Annotated in this window: 17 protein-coding genes; 4 read left to right on the top strand and 13 right to left on the bottom strand. The window is 56.9% G+C overall.

The window, feature by feature from the left end:
* The first annotated feature begins 46 nt into the window (after positions 1-46).
* From DEU53_RS06695 to DEU53_RS06685, 3 genes are all read left to right on the top strand, one after another.
* Positions 47-1072, top strand: coding sequence for a M4 family metallopeptidase (locus tag DEU53_RS06695; protein ID WP_110866470.1), 1026 nt, complete (start codon positions 47-49; stop codon positions 1070-1072).
* On the top strand, positions 1057-1383 hold the full coding sequence (locus DEU53_RS06690) for a protealysin inhibitor emfourin (protein ID WP_110866469.1): 327 nt from the start codon (positions 1057-1059) through the stop codon (positions 1381-1383). Before DEU53_RS06695 ends, DEU53_RS06690 begins: the two co-directional genes overlap by 16 nt.
* 103 nt (positions 1384-1486) lie before the next feature.
* Positions 1487-1669, top strand: a complete 183-nt coding sequence (locus DEU53_RS06685) for a general stress protein (protein ID WP_045814915.1) — start codon at positions 1487-1489, stop codon at positions 1667-1669.
* A gap of 87 nt (positions 1670-1756) precedes the next feature.
* On the opposite strand, the gene DEU53_RS06680 is transcribed toward DEU53_RS06685, so the two are convergent.
* The 13 genes from DEU53_RS06680 to DEU53_RS06620 form a co-directional block, all read right to left on the bottom strand.
* Positions 1757-4195: a glucose/quinate/shikimate family membrane-bound PQQ-dependent dehydrogenase gene (locus DEU53_RS06680; RefSeq protein WP_110866468.1), complete on the bottom strand. Its 2439-nt coding sequence runs from the start codon at positions 4193-4195 to the stop codon at positions 1757-1759.
* A gap of 327 nt (positions 4196-4522) precedes the next feature.
* Positions 4523-4750, bottom strand: a complete 228-nt coding sequence (locus DEU53_RS06675) for a zinc ribbon domain-containing protein (RefSeq protein WP_110866467.1) — start codon at positions 4748-4750, stop codon at positions 4523-4525.
* A 94-nt stretch (positions 4751-4844) separates the two neighbouring features.
* On the bottom strand, positions 4845-6335 hold the full coding sequence (gene der / locus DEU53_RS06670; protein WP_101763491.1) for a ribosome biogenesis GTPase Der: 1491 nt from the start codon (positions 6333-6335) through the stop codon (positions 4845-4847).
* A 178-nt stretch (positions 6336-6513) separates the two neighbouring features.
* Entirely contained in the window at positions 6514-7695 is a 1182-nt protein-coding gene (bamB, locus tag DEU53_RS06665) for an outer membrane protein assembly factor BamB (protein WP_110866466.1), read from the bottom strand.
* Positions 7696-7714: 19 nt separating this feature from the next.
* On the bottom strand, positions 7715-8332 hold the full coding sequence (locus DEU53_RS06660; RefSeq protein WP_110866465.1) for a YfgM family protein: 618 nt from the start codon (positions 8330-8332) through the stop codon (positions 7715-7717).
* 39 nt (positions 8333-8371) lie between these two features.
* Positions 8372-9646 (bottom strand): histidine--tRNA ligase, encoded by a 1275-nt coding sequence (gene hisS / locus DEU53_RS06655; protein ID WP_110866464.1) that lies wholly within the window; start codon positions 9644-9646, stop codon positions 8372-8374.
* A 105-nt stretch (positions 9647-9751) separates the two neighbouring features.
* A complete protein-coding gene (gene ispG / locus DEU53_RS06650; protein ID WP_101763487.1) occupies positions 9752-10873 on the bottom strand; it encodes a flavodoxin-dependent (E)-4-hydroxy-3-methylbut-2-enyl-diphosphate synthase in 1122 nt (373 codons plus the stop codon).
* Between the two features lie 38 nt (positions 10874-10911).
* On the bottom strand, positions 10912-11928 hold the full coding sequence (gene rodZ / locus DEU53_RS06645; RefSeq protein WP_110866463.1) for a cytoskeleton protein RodZ: 1017 nt from the start codon (positions 11926-11928) through the stop codon (positions 10912-10914).
* Positions 11918-12652 (bottom strand): type IV pilus biogenesis/stability protein PilW, encoded by a 735-nt coding sequence (gene pilW, locus DEU53_RS06640; RefSeq protein ID WP_110866462.1) that lies wholly within the window; start codon positions 12650-12652, stop codon positions 11918-11920. The genes rodZ and pilW overlap by 11 nt, the downstream gene beginning before the upstream one ends.
* 75 nt (positions 12653-12727) lie before the next feature.
* Complete coding sequence (locus tag DEU53_RS06635; protein ID WP_110866461.1) at positions 12728-13897, bottom strand: bifunctional tRNA (adenosine(37)-C2)-methyltransferase TrmG/ribosomal RNA large subunit methyltransferase RlmN; 1170 nt, start codon at positions 13895-13897, stop codon at positions 12728-12730.
* Positions 13898-14085: 188 nt separating this feature from the next.
* Positions 14086-14517 (bottom strand): nucleoside-diphosphate kinase, encoded by a 432-nt coding sequence (gene ndk / locus DEU53_RS06630; RefSeq protein ID WP_007884899.1) that lies wholly within the window; start codon positions 14515-14517, stop codon positions 14086-14088.
* A gap of 168 nt (positions 14518-14685) precedes the next feature.
* The gene (gene pbpC, locus DEU53_RS06625) at positions 14686-17007 is read right to left on the bottom strand and encodes a peptidoglycan glycosyltransferase PbpC (RefSeq protein WP_110866460.1); all 2322 of its coding nucleotides are present in this window, start codon (positions 17005-17007) and stop codon (positions 14686-14688) included.
* Between the two features lie 6 nt (positions 17008-17013).
* Positions 17014-21900, bottom strand: a complete 4887-nt coding sequence (locus tag DEU53_RS06620) for an alpha-2-macroglobulin (protein WP_110866459.1) — start codon at positions 21898-21900, stop codon at positions 17014-17016.
* 147 nt (positions 21901-22047) lie between these two features.
* Between DEU53_RS06620 and sseA the strand changes: the two genes are divergently transcribed.
* Complete coding sequence (gene sseA / locus DEU53_RS06615) at positions 22048-22887, top strand: 3-mercaptopyruvate sulfurtransferase (protein ID WP_101763482.1); 840 nt, start codon at positions 22048-22050, stop codon at positions 22885-22887.
* Positions 22888-22997: the final 110 nt, after the last annotated feature.

Here is a 22997-nt window from a genome sequence, read left to right as displayed (position 1 = left end):
GGAAAACTATACTTCTGGCATGTACCTCAATGGCCAGGAGTTTTTTATGTCTTACAGCGTTATTCCTCCCTACATTCTGCGCAATATCATTGATAACTGCTCCGGCGCGCAGCAAGACTACGCGCGCCGCACCCTCACCCACGTCCAGCACTTGATGGGCGAACATAACGCTAAACCAGCAAGCACCACCACCGCTCAGTCAGGCACAGTGCTGCGTGCTATCTATGACGCCGAAGGGACGCAAAATCTGCCCGGCACGTTGGTGCGCGAAGAAGGCCAGCCGGGAAATGGTGATGTTGCAGCCGAAGAAGCCTGGAACTATCTCGGCATTACCTACGATTTCTTCTGGCAAATCTACCAACGCAACTCGCTGGACAATAAAGGCCTCAAGCTCGATGGCACCGTGCATTACGGCAAGGAGTATCAGAACGCCTTCTGGAACGGGCAGCAGATGGTGTTTGGTGACGGTGACGGCGAGATTTTCAATCGCTTCACTATCGCGCTGGATGTGGTGGCGCACGAGCTGACGCACGGCGTGACAGAAACCGAAGCGGGATTAATCTATTTCCAACAGGCAGGCGCGCTGAATGAATCGATGTCTGACGTGTTTGGTTCGCTGGTGAAGCAATTTCACCTCAAGCAGAGCGCCGATCAGGCCGACTGGATTATCGGCGAAGGTTTACTGGCGCAGGGCATCAACGGGCGCGGATTGCGCTCGATGTCGTCACCGGGAACGGCTTACGATGATCCGGTGCTGGGTAAAGATCCGCAACCGGCCGATATGGCGCACTACATCGAAACGCGTGACGACAACGGCGGCGTGCACCTCAATTCCGGCATTCCCAATCGCGCCTTTTACCTCGCCGCTAAAGCGCTGGGCGGCTTTGCGTGGGAACAGGCCGGTCAAGCGTGGTACGACACGCTGTGCGACAAAACGCTGCCGCAGGATGCCGATTTCAGCACCTTTGCGCGCTTTACCGTGCAGCACGCCAATCAACGATTCAACAGCTCAGTGGCGGAAAAGATCCAATCCGCCTGGCAGCAGGTAGGCGTAACATGGACATCCAACTGACCGATGACGCAATCATCGAACTGGCGCGGGAAGGCGGAATCGCTTTTATCCCTAAACTGCGCGGAGAGCGGCGCTTTACGCTGGCGGAACTGCCGGAACCGCAAAAGCAGCGCGTCTGCGAGGTGCTGGAACAGGCAATGCCCTTGGGGGAAACGGAAGATCAGGCGGCAAATGTCGGGCGTGGCGATCAGCGCTACTTCCGCATTCAAATCACCTACGCCACCCATCGCGAAGCGGGAAGTTTCGTGATTTTAATTCCCGAACAACTGGCGCCCCCCGAGCTGCAATCGCTGTGGCGAGACGGTGAATAGGTTATCGGAGATCTCTCAAGGCAGAGCGTAACTGATTGACTATACTCATTATGTGGCTAGCTAGTCCACGTCGAAGAAAACACCCTTAGATGAGGTCTCTGCTATGACACAAAAAAAGCAACGAGGTGGTGCCGGGAACTTTGCAGAGGACCCGGAGCGCGCCAGGGAAGCCGGTAGCGCTGGCGGCAAAGTCAGTGGGGGTAATTTCAGAAACGATCCTGAAAGAGCCAGGGAAGCTGGAAGAAAAGGAGGTCAAAAAAGCCGTCGCCCTTCTAAGCAGCAGTAATTAAGGTGCCTTAAAGGAAGAGATGTGCCACGGAGGGTGATAAAAAAAAGGCCGACATCATGATGTCGGCCTTTCTCCTTTTTTAACTTACTTGCTGTCTGGCAGCGCGTAAGCAATCACGTAATCACCACGGTCTGGCGACTGACGTGCACCGCCTGCGGAGATCAGGATGTACTGTTTGCCGGTTTTCGGCGAAACGTAGCTGATTGGACCGCCCTGGCTGCCGACTGGCAGACGTGCTTTCCACACTTCTTTACCGGTTGAGCTATCGAAAGCGCGCAGATAGTAATCCTGCGTACCCGCGATGAACACCAGGCCACCCTGCGTTGCCAGCGTGCCGCCTAAGGTCGGCATACCAATTGGCATTTTCGCGCGCATTTTGATACCAAACGGACCGGTATCTTCTACCGTACCCACTGGCACCTGCCACACGATCTGACGGGTTTTCATGTCAATCGCTGACAGCGTACCGAACGGCGGAGCCTGGCACGGAATGCCCAGCGGCGACATGAAGCGGTTTTTGTTCACCGCGTACGGTGTGCCTTTCAGCGGAACCGCACCCATACCGGTGTTGATGGCTTCACCGCCGTTGCTGGCCGCCGTTTTGCTGGTGTCTTGTGGGATCATCTGTACCCACAGACCCAGACGCATGTCGTTAACGAACATGTACTGGTTGTTCGGGTCAAACGAGATACCGCCCCAGTTCATACCGCCCAGTGAACCTGGGAAGCTGAGGGATTTATCGGTATCCGGCACGGTGAACAGACCATCGTAACGCATACCTTTAAAGGCAATACGACACGCCAGCTGATCAAACGGTGTTGCACCCCACATATCCGACTCAGTCATTTTCTGGTTGCCGATATTTGGCATTTCCACAGAGTGCGGCTGAGTTTTGGTGTACTGCTCGTTCGGGATGTGACCCTGCGGCATCGGCAGCTCTTCAACTTTGGTCAAAGGCTTGCCAGTCAGGCGGTCCAGCACCCAGATCATGCCGGTTTTCGCGCCGATAACGACGGCTGGCTTGTTGGTGCCATCCTTCATCGGGAAGTCGACCAGGCTCGGCTGCATTGGCAGGTCGAAGTCCCACAGATCGTTATGCACGGTCTGATAAACCCACTTCTGCTTACCGGTGGTGGCATCCAACGCCAGAATTGATGCGCCGTAAGTGTGATCCAGTTTGGTACGGTTCGCACCCCACAGATCCACTGACGAGCTACCCATCGGCAGGAACACGGTGTTCATTGCCGGATCGTAAGACATTGGCGCCCACGAGTTTGGCGTACTGCGGGTGTAATTTTTACCCGGCATCAGCACCGCATTTGGGTCGTCATTGCCTGGGTCAAACGCCCAACGCATCTGACCGGTGATGACGTCAAAACCACGCAGCACGCCGCCAGGCATGTCGGTCTGTACGTTATCGGCGACACGACCACCCACAACAACAGTGGTACCGGCCATCGCTGGCGGTGACGTCAGCTGATATTGCGGATCTGGCGCACTGCCCAGACCGGTTTTCAGGTCAACCACACCGTGCGTACCGAAGGTGTCGCACAGCTCACCGTTGTCGGCGTTGATAGCAATCAGACGCGCATCAATGGTGTTCATCAGAATACGACGCTGACAGGTGTCGCCAGCAGGCAGCACAGCGGCAGTAACCGGCGTTGAACCCGGCTCGGTTGGCTGCTGCAGCGGTTTAGTCGCATCGAAATAGGCTAAGCCACGGCAGCGGTTCCACACTTCTGCCTGCGCGTTGATTTCGCGTTTCCAGATTTCCTTACCGCTGTCTGCGGCAACCGCAATCACATTGTTATGCGGGGTGCACAGGAACAGCGTGTTGCCTACCTGCAGCGGGGTTTGCTGATCTTCCGCACCGTTACCGGTTGGGCTGATTGGCGTATCGCCAGTGTGGAAAGTCCAGGCAACCTGCAGATCTTTCACGTTGTCGCGGGTAATCTGATCGATGGCAGCGAAGCGGTCGCCACCCGGCGTACGGCCGTAGCTGCTCCAGTCTTGCTGAGGTTTTGATTTATCGACCGGAATCAGCGGCAGCTGTTTACCGTCAAATGCCACGGTAGGATGCGGCTGGAACATCTGCACGAAAGTCGCCACCATGCCCACCACGATCACCGCAGACAGCACATAAGAGGCTTTCGCCAGGGAGCTTTTGCCTTCGCTTTTACGCAGGGCTGGCCAGGTGAGGAATGCAAACAGCATCAAGCCGGCCGGCACCATCAAGCGCGAGACCAGCGGCCAGAAATGCAGGCCTGCATCAAACAGTGACCAAATCAGCGTGCCAGCAAACACCAGAATAAACAGGGTGACGGCGGATGATTTGCGACGGAAGAACTGAATGGCCGACAGCAACATAACGATACCGGCGATGAGGAAGTACCAGCTGCCGCCCAGCGCGACCAGCTTGCCGCCGCCGATTGCGAAGAACAAGCCGATTGCCAGCAAGACCAGGCCAAACAGTACGGACCAGATGCTCAGCCCTTTGCCGGGACGAGCGGAATTTTCTGCCATAACAAAAACTCTCCTGAAAAAATAAAGCGCTGGCGCCGATAAATCTGTGGCAGCCGATGACAAGGCCCCAGCCGCAGCGGGAGACAGGAACTATTCCGTTACGCTTTATTTTATATCTATTGATACGGGTGCAATGCCCGTGATTCGGCGCTTGTGAGCGAGGACACAACGTAGGTGAGAGTGATTCTCGCGACAAGGCGGCAGGATTGTACCACCTGGTACAATAAAAAGTGAATATCCATAACGCGGCAGTCACTGGTTAATAGCATTTTTGCTACAAATCCAGGCGTAACTGGTTAATAACTCTAGGCGTGGAATCCGGAGTTTTTAATCTGCGATGAAGGCAGGCGTAAATTCGACGCGCTTTTTCGAGATGAGACCGTCGCCGTGCTGACAAAAGTAGTCGACAGCGCCACAGGCTTTCAGCACTTGTAACGGCCGATGGCAATCCGGGCATAAGGCGATACGATCGAAATGACGTTCACAATTGGGGCAGTCAAAACCGGTTTCACTGAGAGTGAGTGGTTGCTGACAGGTTGGGCAGGAAAAGTTCATCCATTATCCTCTGCGCTTTGGATGGCGGTCGCCATAAATGGCGCCACTACAAGTTACAGGTGAAAAAAAAGGGCCCTGCTGGGCCCTTCTCATCTTAACGCTTGTTCTTCTTCAGATGCGACATCAGACGCTGACGTTTACGCTGCTGCGTTGGCGTCAACAGGTTGCGTTTGCCCGCGTACGGGTTATCGCCTTCTTTGAACTGAATGCGAATCGGCGTACCCATAACGTTGAGTGAACGACGGAAGTAGTTCATCAGGTAACGCTTATAGGAATCAGCCAGATCTTTCACCTGGTTGCCGTGAATCACCACAATTGGCGGGTTATAACCACCGGCGTGCGCATACTTCAGCTTCACGCGGCGACCCCGCACCAACGGCGGTTGGTGATCGTCGGCGGCCATGGTCATGATGCGCGTCAGCATTGCGGTGCCCACACGCTTGGTGGAGCAGTCGTACGCTTCGGTCACCGATTCGAACAGGTTGCCGACGCCGCTACCGTGCAGGGCGGAAATAAAGTGGATGCGCGCGAAATCGATAAAGCCCAGGCGGAAGTCCAACATCTCTTTGACTTCATCTCTGGCTTCCTGCGTCATGCCATCCCACTTGTTGACCACGATCACCAGTGAGCGCCCACTGTTCAGGATAAAGCCGAGCAGCGAGAGATCCTGATCGGAGATTCCGGCACGCGCATCAATCACCAGCATCACCACGTTAGCATCTTCGATAGCTTGCAACGTTTTGATAACTGAGAATTTTTCGACGGTTTCGGTGATTTTACCGCGCTTACGTACGCCAGCGGTATCAATCAGGACATACTCACGTCCGTCACGTTCCATCGGAATATAGATGCTGTCGCGCGTGGTGCCCGGCATGTCGAAGACCACGACACGGTCTTCGCCAAGAATGCGGTTAGTTAGCGTTGACTTACCCACGTTCGGGCGGCCAACGATAGCGAGTTTGATTGGCAGTGTGGTTGGGTCGAAATCTTCTTCTTCCTCTTCCTCCAGCGCCTTCTCACTCTCTTCTTCTAAATCGGCCCAATAGGCGGCGTTCTCTTCTTCTTCAGTGAGCTCGACTTCTGGAACGATTTCTTCCATCCACGGCAACAGTGCGGTTTCCAACAGGCTGTTAACGCCGCGGCCATGCGAAGCTGCAATGGCGTGAATCTCGCCTAAGCCCAGCGCATAGAAATCGAGCACCGCCGCTTCCGGGTCGATACCGTCAGTTTTGTTGGCGACAACAAAGGTGGCTTTCTCACGGGCACGCAGATGATTGGCGATTTGCTGATCCGCCGGCATCACGCCCGCGCGCGCATCCACCATAAACAGCACCACATCGGCTTCTTCAATCGCCAGCAGCGACTGCTCCGCCATGCGGTTTTCTACGCCCTCTTCGGTGCCATCAATACCGCCGGTATCAATAACAATGAATTCGCGCCCTTCCACTTCGGCGCGACCATATTTGCGATCGCGAGTCAGTCCAGGAAAATCCGCCACCAGCGCATCACGTGTGCGTGTTAAACGGTTAAATAGCGTAGATTTTCCCACATTGGGACGCCCAACCAGCGCGACCACAGGTACCATAACACTTGCCTCAGTTTTTAAAATAATTCGCCCGAATGGCGTGATTATAACGACATTTGACGCCAGGCGTCAGGCTGAAGGCGCAAAGAATACCATGCCTGACTAAAAACGAAACGGCCCCTGACGAATCAGGAGCCGTGTAAGCGAGCGGGAAACGGGTTCCCGCAGAGCCAAATCCTTAACGGGTGATGGCGTAAACTTCTCCGCCTTTCGCCTGGATCAGCAGCTTGTCACCGGCAACCACCGGTTCAGTCTGGAAGCCATCGCTGTCCAGTTTCTGCTGCGCCACGAAGCGGCCGTCAAGGGTGTTAATCCAGTGCAGATAACCTTCGCTATCACCGACAACCAGATAACCGTTGAACAGCACCGGCGAGGTCAGATTACGATGCAGCAGATCGCTTTGACGCCAGATGGCTACGCCACCGTCAGCATTCAGGGCAATTACGCGGTCATCCTGATCGACCAGATAGATACGACCCGCATCCACCACCATGTCTTTCACGCCGCCAATCTCACGTTTCCACAGCACCTGACCAGAACGCAGTTCCAGCGCGGTGAGGTTACCGTTATACGCCAGCGCATAAACCACACCGTTTACCACGACTGGCGTAGTATCGACGTCGCTCAGGCGATCGATTTCCGTGGCGCCGCTTGGCTGCGAAATACGCTGCTGCCAAATCAGCTGACCTTGATTGACGATGACTGCGCTCACGCGGCCATTATCGCCACCCACAATTGCGCCACCAAAGGCCACGGTCGGGGCTGATTCACCGCGCAGTGACAGCGCAGGCATATCAAGATTAACGGTCCATTTGATCACGCCAGTGCTCTGATCAAGGCCTTGCAACATACCGTTGCTGGTGTGAACCAGCACTAAACCGTCGCTCACCACCGGACGCGACAGCGCTTCACCGGCGACCTTGGTCTGCCAGGCAATGCCACCATCGCTGGTATTCAACGCAAATACCTGACCACGTTCGCTACCGATGTAGATGCGATCGCCGCTGGCGGTGACGCCGCCAGAGAGCAGTGCCGAGATGTTTTTCGAGAAGAAGCCGGTTTTCTCAGAGAGATCGACTTTCCATTTCTCTTTACCATTGCTGGCATCAAGCGCTTTAACCACACCAAAACGATCCGCAGCATACACGGTACCGTCCAGCCAGGCTGGATGCAGATTGGAATAGAAATCACCAACGCCATCGCCAACCGAGGTGCTCCACGCGGTCTGCGGCGTAAACTGGTTTTCCACTTTAGGCAGCGGGGCCATTTTCACTACATCTTCTTCGCCGCTGAACAGCGAGCAACCGCTGAGCAGAGTGACTGAAATCAGCCCTGGCAGCAGGTATTTACGTAATTCCATGTGCGCTCTCTTGACTGGCTTAACTTAAGTTATTCATCTTCATCTGCAGCATTTGCTTCAGCGCAGGAGAGGCCTGCGATTCAGCACCTTTGCTCCAGGCATCACGCGCGCCCTGCTTATCGCCTTTGCTCAGCAGTGCTTCGCCACGAATGTCCGCCACAATGGCTGTCCAGCCATCACCTTTAACATTGTTAAGGGTAGAAAGTGCGGCATCGGCCTGACTTTGCTGCAACTGAATGCGAGCCAGACGCAGGTTAATCACCGCCTGCAGGTTGGCATCTTTGGTATCTTTCAGCCCACTCTGTAACAGAGTGATAGCTTTATCGAGCTGATTGGTTTCAACATACTGCTTAGCCAGATCCAACGAAGCCAACGCACCATAGGTGTTGTTGTTTTCGCTGGCGAAAGTGGCGACCGCTTCCAGCGAATCAGGCTTGTCCGCCTGCATCGCACTGGTCAGCTGTTGATATTCGGCTGATGCCGCTTTATCGGTGCCTTCCTGATGACTGGCCCAGAAACGCCAGCCACCCAGCGCAGCGATACCGATGATTACGCCAACGGCCAGAAATTTGCCATTGTTGGCAAAGAACTGACGCAGCGCGTCAACTTGTTCGTTTTCGTTGCTGTAAACTTCCACGCAATCCCTCTCTTTAAAATGGCTGTTGCAGTGCTGCGCTTACTGCAGCAGCGTGCGCAACGTCGCTGCGGCGTCGCTCTGAGCCAGCGTCTGTTGATCGCCGGTACGCAGGTCTTTCACCACAACCTGGCCCGCTTTCACTTCATCTTCACCCAGCACCAGCGCAATGCGTGCGCCCCACTTGTCTGCACGGGCAAACTGCTTCTTGAAGTTACCGCCACCAAAGTTGGTCATCATCTTCAGTGCCGGATCAGCATCACGCAGTTTTTCCGCCAGTTGCATCGCGGCGGACTGAACGCCCTGCCCCGAAGCGATAACATAGACATCAACAATGCGCGTCGGTTCAAATTCTGGATTAACTGCTTGCACCAGCAACACCAGACGCTCCATACCCATGGCAAAACCAACCGCTGGCGTGGCACGTCCACCCAGCTGTTCAACTAAACCATCGTAACGTCCGCCGCCGCACACGGTGCCCTGCGAACCGAGGCTGCTGGTCACCCATTCAAACACGGTACGGTTATAGTAATCGAGGCCGCGCACCAGACGCTGGTTAATGCGATAGTTAATGCCCGCATCGTCCAGCAAGCCGCACAGTCCGCTGAAGTGATCGCGTGACTCCTCATCGAGGAATTCACCCAGCGTTGGCGCATCGTTTAACAGTTTCTGGATGTCAGGATTTTTGCTGTCGAGCACGCGCAGTGGATTGGTGTACATGCGGCGTTTGCAATCTTCGTCGAGTACGTCCTGATGTTGCTCTAGGAATGCCACCAGCGCGCTGCGATAGTTGGCACGCGCGTCCAGCGAACCGATAGAGTTCAGCTCCAGCTCAACGTGCTCGGCAATACCTAACGCTTTCCACCAGCGCGCGGTCATCATGATCAGCTCAGCATCTACGTCCGGGCCTTGCAGGCCGAAGACTTCGACACCCATCTGGTGGAACTGGCGATAACGGCCTTTCTGCGGGCGCTCGTAGCGGAACATCGGGCCGGTGTACCAAAGACGCTGTTCCTGATTGTACAGCAGACCGTGCTCGATACCGGCGCGCACGCAACCTGCTGTGCCTTCCGGACGCAGCGTCAGGCTTTCGCCGTTGCGGTCTTCAAAGGTGTACATCTCTTTCTCAACCACGTCGGTGACTTCACCGATCGCGCGGCTGAACAACGGGGTGTGCTCAACGATTGGCAGACGGATTTCACTGTAACCATAACTGGCCAGCACCTGCTTAAGGGTGCCTTCAATACGCTGCCAAATCGCGGTATCCGCCGGCAGGTAATCGTTCATCCCGCGAATCGCTTGAATATTCTTCGCCACGTTAGAATCTCTTAAGACAAAAAAACCTGAGCGGCATCATACCTTATGAGGATGAAACCGCACAGGTTCAATCACAAACTGGCACGCGACAGGCGCGCACCACGATTATTTTTCCAGCTGCTGCACGTTGATACGGCGGCTTTCATCCAGCATGCTGGCTTTAGCGCGAATACGCGCTTCCAGCTGGTCGATCATGTCGTTGTTATCGAGACGATCGCGCTGGCGCACACCATCTTCGTAGAAGCCGCTTTTCTTGGCTCCGCCGGTCACGCCGAGGGTAGAAACTGTCGCTTCACCCGGACCGTTCACCACGCAACCGATAATGGAAATATCCATCGGCGTAATGATGTCTTCCAGCCGCTCTTCCAGCGCATTGACCGTACCGATGACATCAAACTCCTGACGCGAACAGGTCGGGCAGGCAATAAAGTTGATGCCGCGGGAGCGGATGCGCAGAGATTTGAGGATATCGTAGCCGACTTTCACTTCTTCAACCGGATCGGCCGCCAGCGAAATACGCAGCGTATCGCCGATGCCTTCGGCCAGCAATAAACCTAAACCGATCGCCGATTTCACGGAACCCGCACGCGCGCCGCCCGCTTCGGTGATACCGAGGTGCAGCGGCTGATCGATGGCTTTCGCCAGCAAACGATAAGATTCAACGGCAAGGAAGACGTCAGAGGCTTTGACGCTCACTTTGAACTGATCAAAGTTGAGGCGATCGAGGTGATCCACATGGCGCATCGCGGATTCGAGCAGCGCCTGCGGCGTTGGCTCGCCATATTTTTCCTGCAGATCTTTTTCCAGCGAACCGGCATTAACGCCGATACGGATCGGAATATTGTAATGACGCGCACAATCCACCACCTGGCGAATACGCTCATTGTTACCGATGTTGCCTGGATTGATACGTAAACAATCCACGCCATATTCAGCGACTTTCAGTGCGATGCGATAGTCAAAGTGAATGTCCGCGACCAGCGGCACGTTGACCTGTTGCTTAATCAGTTTGAAGGCTTCAGCCGCATCCATAGTGGGGACGGAGACGCGCACGATATCAACCCCGACGCGCTCAAGCTGGCGAATCTGGTTAACGGTGGCGTCCACGTCAGTGGTGCGGGTGTTGGTCATTGACTGAACGGCGATGGGCGCACCATCGCCAACTGGCACCTTGCCGACGTAAATCCGTGTTGATTTGCGACGGATGATGGGTGCTTCGTTATGCATATTCTCTCTCCACAATTACCCGGAAAGCGCGCTGCGCGTTATTGCGCACCCAGCGTCAGACGGGCAACCTGGTTATTACGGATAAAACGACTTAAATCAACGGGCTGATTCTGATATTGCACGTCAACCGCACCCGGTGCGCCAATTTTCAGACGATACGGAGCCGTTCCGGACAAACTCAGCTTACCGCCGCTACGTTGCAAACCGCTGAACAACTTCTTGCCGGTCGCATCGCTGACTTCCAGCCAGCAGTCGGCTTTGAAGTTCATTACGATGGCATTCGGATCGCCTGCCGGTTGGCTAACTGCCGCATTCGCGGTAGGCATTTGACCAGCAGGAACACTGTTTGCTGGCGCCGGAGAGGTCGCCGCTGGCGGCGCTGTATCAATCGGAGCCTGGCTTGGCGAAACCACGGCGTTGTCGCTGCCGGTGGTTTGCGCATTGTTGCTCATGCTCGACGCAGGTGCGCCGGCGTTGCTTTCAGGCGTGGCCGCTGCGCCAGCACCGTTATCGACTGGCGTACCGGCAGCGTTAGTGTCCGCATCGGTATTGCTGTCGGTGCTGTTGTCGCCCAATGGAATGGACTGGCTATTGTCGCCGCTGCCGTTTTGATCGGCCATCGACACCAAATCAGCCTGTGACGCTTTATGGTTCTGCCACCACCACGCACCGGTCAAACCGACTACGACGAAAACCACCAACCAGGTGAAGATCATCAGCCAGCCATCGCGCTTTTTACGACGCTTACCCAATGAGAAGCTCTGCATCGGCTCGATCCTGGCAGCGCGCACCGGAGCCTGTTTTGCCATCATCGGCAGCAGGTCATCTTCCGGCACATGCACCAGACGGGCATAGGAGCGAATGTAACCGCGCAGGAATGTCGAAGCCAAATCAGCAGGTGACTTATCCTCTTCAATATCACGCACGGTAGTAAGTTTCAGGCACAGGCGTTCAGCGACGTTTTGCTGGGTCAGCCCCATCTGCTCACGGGCCAGACGCAGGCGTTCACCTGTGGAATGTACTGCAGAATTCTCTTGAGTGGCTTCAGTATTCATTAGCTAAATAACGCTGGTACTGTATCGATTGTGGAAAACTTCGCGCCAACCGGTCGCCATAACGTGTAACGTCAGCAGCGTTTCCCTGTTGCGCGGCGAAACGTATCTGTAACCACAGGCTCTCTGCCGTTGCGGGCAAACGCTGGTGGTACACTTCTAAAAGCAGCGGAACCGACTGCTGTTCCTGCTGTTCAAGCCGCCTTTCCACTTCCCTCAGCAGTTGACTGCCCTGCTCCGGTGCGGCATCCAGCGCGTAACCTAACTGCTCGCGCGCTGCGGCACTCTCATCAGCCTGCAGGTAACAATAGCCCGAAAACAGGAATGCATCCTGACGAGCATCGATTTCCTGCGCCTCAATTGCCAGCTTAAACTGTTGATGCGCTTCGTCATACTGCCTTAAACCGCAGAGAAACGCACCGTAATTGTTAGCCACATAACCATTCAGTGGCGCTAACTGCTGCGCCCGCTGATAGTGCCAGCGGGTTTGTGCGCTGTTCTGCTGCGCCTGCGCCACACGGGCCAGGGCCAACGGCACGCGATAATCTTTCGGCGCTGCCTGCTGAGCACGCAATAAATTGCGCTGTGCAGCGGCATAATCCTTCACCGCTAGATAATGCAATCCGAGCTGCAGACGGATATCCGCTGCACTCTGCTTTGCAGGATGATTGACACAACCGGTTACAACAAAGCCAGCCAGAATCGCGGCGGGTAATCCTTTACGCATTTCAGTCTCTCCATGAAAAATATGCGGAGAGACTGACATGAGTTACGCCCGCTGAATATCAGCAGGCGCTGGCTTTCAGAGCGCCTTCACAGAGATGGCTTCGCCTGCCATTTTCTTACGCAGCGTACGCTTGGTACGGTCAATCACATCGCCCGCCAGCTGACCACAAGCGGCGTCGATATCATCACCACGGGTCTTACGCACGATGGTGGTGAAACCATAATCCATCAGCACTTTGGAGAAGCGGTCAATACGGCTATTGGAGCTACGACCATACGGCGCGCCCGGGAAGGGGTTCCACGGAATCAGGTTGATTTTGCACGGCGTATCTTTCAGCAGTGCCGCCAGTTCATGCGCGTTGTCGGTGCTGTCATTGACGTGATCCAACATCACATACTCAATGGTCACACGGCCCTGATTGGCGTTGGACTTGCCGATGTAGCGTTTGACCGCCGCAAGGAAAGTCTCGATGTTGTACTTTTTGTTGATCGGCACGATCTCATCACGAATCGCATCGTTCGGCGCGTGCAGTGAAATCGCCAGCGCTACGTCGATCATGTCGCCCAGCTTATCCAGCGCCGGCACCACGCCTGAGGTTGACAGCGTAACGCGACGTTTTGACAGGCCGAAACCGAAGTCGTCCAGCATGATATCCATCGCCGGCACCACGTTGTTCAGATTCAGCAGCGGTTCGCCCATGCCCATCATCACCACGTTGGTGATCGGGCGCTGACCGGTAATTTTCGCGGCACCGATGATTTTCGCGGCGCGCCATACCTGGCCGATAATTTCTGATACGCGCAGGTTGCGGTTAAAGCCCTGCTGCGCCGTCGAACAGAATTTGCACTCCAGCGCACAGCCTACCTGTGAAGAAACGCACAGGGTTGCGCGATCCGCTTCCGGGATGTAGACGGTTTCAACCAGCTGGTCGCCCACGCGAATCGCCCATTTAATGGTGCCATCGGTGGAACGCATCTCTTCCGCCACTTCCGGCGCACGGATTTCAGCGCGCTGCATCAGCTTACCGCGCAGCACTTTGTTGATGTCGGTCATCTGCTCGAAATCATCGCAGCAGTAGTGGTACATCCACTTCATGACCTGATCGGCACGGAACGGCTTTTCGCCCATCTCAAGAAAGAATTCGCGCATCTGCTGACGGTTAAGATCCAGCAGGTTAATTTTTTCGTTTTTTGGGGAAACAACCATGGGGGAAGCGGACGACGGCGTCACAATCTGTTCGGACATAATGTTCTCTGGCCTCGTTGTTACACGTTACGGCTCTGGTTAATAGTAGGAAAAAAACAGCGCCCTCGCTGAGGCTGGCTCAACAAGGGCGCATAATTGTACTACATCTGCTGCATGATGCCAGGGGAACCGTTTCACAGAGGTTGAACAGCTGTAAAGACGGGTGTCCGCTCAGGCCACCAACGCACTTAGCGAGTGCGTGGGCAGACTTCGTTTTCTGCGAAGAAGTACGCGATTTCGCGTGCTGCAGATTCAGCAGAGTCAGAACCGTGGGTCGCGTTCTCGGTGAAGCTGTCCGCGTAATCTGCACGCAGAGTCCCTGCCAGCGCGTTGTCTGGGTTAGTTGCACCCATCAAATCGCGGTGACGCTGAACGGCGTTTTCGCCTTCCAGTACAGAAACCACAACCGGACCAGAAGTCATGAATTCAACCAGACCATCAAAGAATGGACGGCCTTTGTGCTCAGCGTAGAAGCCTTCAGCCTGCTCTTTGGTCAGGTGCAGCATTTTTGCGCCAACGATTTTGAAGCCCGCGCTTTCAAAACGGTTATAAATTGCACCAATCACGTTCTTAGCGACGGCGTTTGGTTTCACGATTGAGAAAGTACGTTCGATTGCCATGTTGACCTCTAGTTAGCATCCTGAAGAATCCGGGAGCTCCTCCCGGTAAGAAAACGCGCCGATTATAGGGATATCGCAGCGCGTTGCCTATTAGCGATTTGCGGAATTATTGAAAATAATTGATTTTTGTCGGGGCGCGCAGGCAAAAAGTATGCCATATCCATGCACTTAACCGCGGATAAATGACACCGATGAGAGTTGCCCCGCTTCATCCATCACCACCAATTGATAACTGCCCGGCTCATCCAGCACCAGCGCCGCACTCTTATTACTCGCGTCCCGCTCCAGCGGCTGCCCGTTTAAAAACCACCAGCGCTGCTCACCTTGCCCGCCCTGCACCGCAACCGGCATCACCAGCACTACTTTACCCGGCAGCGGCTGTACGCGCTGGCCGTTGATCACACCAGTAATCACCATCGGTGGCGCATTGCCCTGATTGCGCGGCGGACAAGCGGGATCGATCGGCGGCAAGCGCTGCGCACGGCGTTCAGCAACCGGCAGCCAGGGTTCAAGCGGCAGCGGCCACATCAGGCGCTCCCGACTTTGTGCATCCGGGCAATCTGCCGCCACACGCCATCCCCGGCTGTTCTGCCAGTAGCGCTGACGCAAGCCATTGACGCCTTCCTGCCCCGGCGCCAGCAGCGTCGGTGGCACAGTTTGATTCAACACCCAACTCTGACGACGCTGGCGACAGTTTTCGTCGCCGGGAGGCAATGGCTGACCGCCAGGCCAGCAAATGCTCATGGCGCTGACCGCAAGCGGACGCGGATCGCGCGGCGCACCGCTCACCGGCATGTGTCCCGCCAGCACATTATTGACCTGATTCATCACCGGCACCGCCGAGGCAAAACCAAATTGCCCGGCGACCGGCGTGGCATCCGGCCGCCCAACCCACACGCCAATCAGATAGCGCGACGTGATGCCAATCGTCCATGCATCACGGTAGCCGTAGCTGGTACCGGTTTTCCACGCCAAAGGTGCAATCTCCGCCACCGCGCCGCTGGCCGGAGGTTGCGCCGCACCAGCCAGAATGCGCCGCACAATCCATGCTGCGCCCGGCGACAACAGCGTCCTCTCCTGCAGCGGCTGTGTCGTCAGCCAGCGCAACTGCGCCGCATTGCCGTGACGGGCAAAGGCGCTATAGGCCGCCACAATCTCATCCATGCGCGCGCCGGTGCCGCCCAGCACCAGCGACAGATTGGGTTCTGCGCCAGCGGGAAAGCGCAGATTCAATCCCACGTTACGCAAGCGCGCGGCGACGCTTTTTGGCCCCAGCGCATCCAGCAACTGCACCGCCGGGAGATTGAGCGACCGCTCCAGCGCAGCGCTGGCGCTCACCGGCCCGTGAAAGCCCGAGTCAAAGTTGCCGGGACGATAGTCACCGAAGCGGCGCGGCACATCCTGCAGCAGTGATTCGCCATGAATCAGCCCATCATCCAGCGCCATGCCATAGACAAAAGGCTTCAGCACCGATCCTGGCGATCGCACGCTCGAGATCATATCGACATGACCAAAACGGCTGTCGTCATTGAAATCCACCGATCCGACATAGCCGCGCACTTTCATGTTTTGGTGATCCACCACCAGCAGCGCCAGCGAGGTGCGCGGCGGTAAGTTGTTTTTCAGCGACGTCGCCAGATTCTCCAGTTCGCGCTGCAGCGACACATCAATGGTTGAGGTGATTTTGGTATCGGGTGACAGCGACAATAGGCGTCGGGCCAGCAGCGGCGCACGTTGCGGCATTTGGCGCGGCGGCAGCCACACCGCTTCTTGTTTGATATCGGCGACAACCTGCGCTGACCAGACGTGATATTGCGCGAGGCGATCCAGCACTTTATTGCGTGCTGCTTCGGCGCGCTGAGGCCAGCGGTCCGGACGCAGGCGGCTTGGTGCCTGTGGCAACACCGCCAGCAGCGCCGCTTCACCTTGGGTAAGTTGCGAAGGCGGTTTCCCCAGCCACATCCAGCTCGCCGCGCCAACGCCCTCCACCGTGCCGCCAAAAGGGGCGCGATTGAGATACAGCGTGAGGATGTCGCGTTTTGAGAGATGATATTCGAGCTGCAGCGCGCGCCACGCCTGCACCACTTTGCCGCGCAGAGTGCGCGGTTGCGGATCGATAAGTCGCGCCACCTGCATGGTGAGCGTGCTACCGCCGGAGACCACGCCGTGATGCAGCACGTTCTGCCCGACTGCACGCACAATCGCCATCGGATTGATGCCGGGATGATGCCAGAACCAGCGATCTTCGTAGGTCAGCAGCGCCTCGATATAGGCAGGCGAGACATCCTCCAGCGTCACCGGATAGCGCCAAATGCCTTGCGGGTCAGCAAAGCGCCACAGCGGCGTACCGTCCTCAGCCACCACCACGCGCGCCGGCTGCAACTCATGCAGCGGTAGCGGTGTAAGGCGATCCAGCAGCCACAGCGCGGCCAGCAGCAGTAAAAAAAGCGGCAGCCAGCGCCACCGCTTTAGTCGCTTACTTCCAGACATCAATGCTTAGCGCACATTGAGTTTTTCCGGCGTGCTGCCAATCGCGCGCCATTCCGGCACATACATCGATTCCACCTGCGGCGGCGGCAGGCGATAGCTGCCCGGCGTCACCGCTCGCGCCAAATACAGCAGCGTGCCCGGCGTGTAGCCATCGAGCGCCAGCGCAGCGACAAAGCGGTCGTCACGGAATTCGATGTGCTTGATGTTGGCTTGCTGCATATCCATCATGCTCTCTTTCAGCGCGTCGGCACTGTCGCCTAAACTGGCGCTGCTGTCGCTCAGATTCTGGTTTTCCAGCTCCAGTCCGGCAGGCAGCAGATCCACCACCAGCGCATCACTGACGCGCTCGCTGGCCGCGACTTTAAGCCGCACCACCAGCAGCTCGCCACTTTTCAGGTTGGTGAGATCCGCCGGCTTACCCTCCAGCGTGAAGTACTCACGACTGATCTGCAGCACGTTGCTCATCGGCGACGGTGCGGTGCGCGGATACCCCACCACATTCAGCGTGCCGTAAAGCGGCGACACGTTGTCGCTTTTCACCGACACGCCCTGACGCAGCTGATCTTCCGTCATGCCAATATTGAGCGGCTGATCACTGCTGAGCGGTTCCGCTTTACCCTGCAGGGTCGCCTGCAAGCTTTCGCCTTTGTGCTGCTGTAAGGTGCGAGCGGCGAGGAACAACGCGTTGTTTTCCTGGGTCGAGAACCAGCGCTGTCCGTGCACGGCTTTTGCCAGCTCGATCAACAACGGACCTTGCATTTCCGGCAGCAGCTGGTTTTCTGTCAGCAGCGACAGAATCAGCGCGCGATCGCGCACCGGGCTGCCGTAATCGCCGAGCCAGCTGTTGGGTTTACGTTCCAGGCCAAGGCCCTGCGCCAGCGCCAGTTGCGCGCGCTGTTGATCGCCCATCAGCTTCAACGCCACGCCAAGTTGCACCATCGCCAGGCCCGATTTAGCCCGATCGCGCTTATCATACAGCGCACGCAACGCACCGAGCGGCGCCTGCTGCTGACGCGCCAGCACCAATCCGGCATAAGCCTGCACGCTGAAACGCAAGCCATCGGCATCGCTGCTCCAGCTGGTTTCGATCTGCGCGGGATCCTGCAGGTAGCGCAGCAGACGTTCGTCGGCACGGGTAATCACGCCATCCGGCACGCTGTAACCGGCTTCGCTGGCGCGCAGCAGAAAATCGGTGACGTAAGCCGTCAGCCAGAACTCTTCCTGACTCTCTTTGTTCCACAAACCAAAGCTGCCGTTGCCGCGCTGCATGCCGGCAAGACGCGCGATGCCGGTATCAATTGAGGCGCGACGTGCTTCATCGTTACTGGTTTTGATGCCCATCGCCGTCAGCTGCGCATGATTGGTGAACACCGACGGCCAAATACCGCTGGCGGTCTGTTCAAGGCAACCATAAGGATAGGCATACAGCGAACGGATATAGCTGGCGATATTCAGCGGCGGACGGTTACTGAGCGACAGCTGTCCGCTCAAGGTATCCTGCTGCAAGCCATTGAAGGCGCTGGCCATCACCTGCCAGTTCTGGCCGGTTTGCATCACGTTATCGAAACTCAGCGTTTGTGCCGGATACGCCGGTCGCACACCAATTTTCCATTTACGCTCGCTCGCTGCCAGCGTTTCACCCGGCAAACTCATGCCGGAAACCCTGACCTGTACCTCACCTTCACCGAAGCCGCCCAGCGCTCTGACCGGAATTTGCAAGGTGGTGCGCGCGCCTTGCGCCAGCTGCACGCTGGCAGGGATGTTGCCGTTCAGGGCGATCTGGCCGCTGGCGCTGATGTTGATTTTCAGCGTTTGCGGTTGATCGGTGAGGTTAGTGAGATCCAGCGCCAGCGTAGATTGATCGCCGCTGGCCAGGAAGCGCGGCGTCGCCAGTTCACTGATCAATGGCGCGGCAACCACCAGCTTACGATCGGCCGACCCGAAGCTGTCGTCACTCCACACCTGCGCCATCAAACGCAATTCGCCATTAAACGCCGGAATCGGCAGTTCCAGCGTACCTTCGCCATTGGCATCCAGCGTTACGGGCTGCAACTGCTGCGCCACGATCTGCACGTCTGTGACCGGTTTTTTGCCGCCGCGCGACAGCGCATCCGCATCGTCGGCGTCACCACCAAAGCGCAGCGCGGCCAGTTTGCCACCGCCTTCAATCAGTTGACCAAACACATCATATTGATCGGCGTTATAACGCTTGCGGCCAAAGAACGCTTCCCACGGATTCGGGGTTTTGTAGTCAGTGATGTTAAGCACGCCGCTGTCCACCGCCGAGAGTAATACCTGAACCTGCTTAGGCAATGCGCCACCTTCACGGCTGGCTTTGACCTGCACTTTTAGCGTCTGCTCAGGACGGATCTTATCCGGCGCGTCGAGCGCTAAGCTAAGGCGGCGCGCTTCGGTCGCCATCGGCAGATGCAGTAACCCCACCGCGCGTTTCGGCGTGACGCCGCTGGCCTTGTCGCCGTCGCGCACCACGATGGCGCTGAGATAAAGATCGTGTCGCTTCCAGCTGTCGCTAATCGGTACATCAATGGTTGCGCCGCCCGCCGGAACCTCCAGCGGTTGCCACCACAGCGTGCCGCTGCTGGATTCCACCATCAGATAGCCTTTGCCGGCAGCAGGCGATTCCACCTGCACATGCGCGGTGTCGCCCGCCTGATAAGCGGTTTTATCAATTTTCAGTTTGACCTGATCCGGACGCAGCGCGCCGGTGCCGTTGGTGTTGTCCTGCCACCCATATCCGGCCTGGAAGCGTACGCTGCTAATGATGTTGTCGCCGGCATGCACTTCCAGGCGATAGGTGCCCCACTCCACCGGGAAACTCACTTTCTGGCTGCCGCCCGCCGCAATAGAGATGCGCTGCTGCTCCTCCTGCAGATCCTTTTGATCGAAGCGCGATTGCCAGCCTTCGCTGTCAGAGAAGCTCCAGTAATAGTCGCGGCGTTCGTGGATCAGGCGCACATCAAGATCTGACGCCGCCAGTTTTTCGCCCTGCGGATTGGCGTAGACCACGTCGAATTCCGCGAGGCTGTTTTCTGCCACGGTCGGCTCATCGTGATAACGATCGCTGCGATAGTCATATATCGATTCACTGCTAAACAGCGGACGGATGCCGGGCAGCGCCGCTGCCGGCCAAATCGCCTGAGTCGCGCGGCGCGTCACCGGACGGCCGCCGGTTTCCAGCAGGCTGGCTTGCAGAATCAGATTGAGCGGCGAATGGCTCTCTTTCCAGCTGCTCTCAACGTTAAGCTGCAGCTTGCCGCTCTCATCCAGCTTCTCATCCACATCATCGAGCGAACGTTTCAGCTCTTCAGTGATGTCACCAAATTGATAGCCAGGCAGCGCGGCAACCGCATCACGCGCGGGACGCAGGAACAGCTGCCCTTGCAGCTCGTTTCCCGCTGCCGGCGCGCCGTACAGATAGCGGCCTTCAACGGCAAAGGTAATATCGTCATCCGGCGCCACCGGCTGCGCGCTGTTGGTCAAATCCAGCGCCATGCGCTCCGGCAGGAAGTCTTCGACGTGGAACGGCCAGCTGCGCGGCTGGTTGTCGCCACTGTTGATGCGCAGCGTCCATTCGCCGGTCATCGCCGCAGCCGGTATCGCGAAGCGATGTTGATAGACGCCGTTCTCCGGCTGCCAGACAAAGGTCTGCGACACTTCGCCATTCGGCTGCACCACGTCGGCTTTCACCGGCTGCGGCGGCAACGGTTTGCCATCAGCATCACGCAGCAGCGCGTTGACGATCACCGTTTCACCTGGACGATAGAGATCGCGCGGACCAAATACGAACAACTGTTTATCGTAGCCTTGCGGACCATCAATCGGGAACTCCGCCAGATCCAGCGCCGGACGATTAAGATCGATCAGCGAGGTTTGCTCCTTTTGTGTCGCCAGCAGCAGCTTGCCTTTAGCATTCGCCGGTAAGCGCAAATGACCGTAGCTGTCGCTGGTGCCACTGGCGAGTTGTTTGCCTTTCTCATCCAGCAGCTGCACGCTAACGTCATCAAGTGGCGCGCCATTGGTCAGGCTTTGGGCAAACAGTTCCAGCTGTTCAGGGAATTGGTGCAGCGACAAACCGATGTCGCTCAACGTAAACAGTGTCGCCGGTTGCGTGTAGTTGTAGGTTCCGGCCTGTTTCATCACCGCCAGATAAACGCCCGGCTGCTTCAGCGCATCGACATCGCCCAGCGGCAGCTGCATTTTCTCGCGCGTGTTGCGTGCCGGATTAAGATCGAAGCGGGCGCCGTAAACCAGATCGGCGTTTTTCAGCAGCTCGCGTGATTCCCAGTACGACATATTGTTGCCGTAATTCCACTGCGCCAGAAAATCGGCCAGCGAGGCGTTTTTCACGCGGAAGAAATCGACGTCGACGTTATTCACATTCAGCGCCAGCACCGGCAATCCCTGCGTCAGACGCAGCGGCAGCAGCGATCCGCGACTGGCAAAACCCACCATCGGCTGGATATCGCGCGTGGTGAGCGATTGGCTAAACGATTTCGATAAGGTGCTGCCATCGGCCGCTTTGAGACCGGCATCGACGTTAACCGTCAACTTGCGCGACGGTTCAGGATGACGAAAACGCAACGCTTTACCGTTTGGCGCCAGCTCCCAGCCGCCATCAACCTTGCCGCTTTTCTCATCGATAATCTGCACGCGCGCAGCGAAATCCTGCTTCGCTTCAAGCGGCGTGTTGAAGCTCAACACCAGCGCGGCGGCGCCGTCGAGTTGCAGCTCGGAGAGATCGATAACCGACAGCGATTTCTGCGTTGCTGTTGCGGTTGCCGCTTCCTCCGCGTGTATCGTCAAGGTCCCGCCGCCCAGTAATCCAGCACCGAACAGCGCGCTGAGCAGCAGCCGGTTAAAACGTTTTGCCATGGTAATTCCCTCACCAGTCCCAGAAGTTAAGAAAACGTCATTCCGCGCAATTTCACATCAACCCGCCAACTTTAGCAATCACACCCTTGAGATAGCGTTCACATTCCCGGAGACTGGTCGTTTCCCGTTTGCTGAGAAGAGGTTGCTATGACAGCCATGTTTGTGTCCGCTGATTGGTTGAAAGAACATTACACCGAGGAAACATTGCAGGTGCTTGATGCCCGCATGTTACCGCCTGGCCAGGAAGCCGTACGTGATGTGCAGGCTGAATATCTGGCTGGTCATCTGCCGAATGCGCCGTTCTTCAATATTGAAGCCTTGTCCGATCACACCAGTGCTTATCCACACATGATGCCCCGCGCCGAATCCTTTGCGGTGGCAATGCGCGAATTGGGCGTCAGCCAGGACAAACATCTGGTGGTGTATGACGAAGGCAACCTGTTTTCGGCTCCGCGTGCGTGGTGGATGCTGCGCGCCTTTGGCTGCGAAAACGTGTCGATTCTGGCCGGAGGATTACAGGGCTGGAAGGCAGCCGGTTTCGATGTCGCAACCGGCCCGGTTAGTTTGCCGGAAGGTGAATTCGAAGCGACTTATGATGGCGCACAGGTGAAACGTCTGACCGACGTGCTGCTGATCAGCCACGAAGGCGGCGCGCAGATTGTCGATGCCCGTGCGGCGAACCGTTTTAACGCCGAAGTGGATGAACCGCGTCCGGGCTTGCTGCGCGGGCATATTCCCAACAGCCTGAACGTGCCGTGGAACAGTTTAGTGGTCAATGGTGAATTGAAACCCGCAGCGGAACTGCGCGATCTGTTTGCTCAGGCGGGGGTAAAACTGGATCAGCCGGTGATTGCCAGCTGCGGTTCGGGTGTCACGGCGGTGGTGGTGATTCTGGCGCTCACCTCGCTGGGTGTGCGGGATGTGACGCTGTACGACGGTTCGTGGGGCGAATGGGGCAGCCGCGACGATTTACCGATCGAGAAGTGATAGCAGGTCGCCATCAATGAACTGAACCCCATAACCTGGACCGTTTAGTTAAAGCGCTGCGTAATGCTGAGTCCTGTACGCTACCGGACTCAGCCCACCCAACCCCATTT

The sequence above is a fragment of the Pantoea sp. AG1095 genome (assembly GCF_003208415.1).
Lineage (GTDB): Bacteria > Pseudomonadota > Gammaproteobacteria > Enterobacterales > Enterobacteriaceae > Pantoea > Pantoea leporis.
Note: the sequence above shows the minus strand (reverse complement) of the source record. Positions and strands in the feature narration are given on the sequence as shown.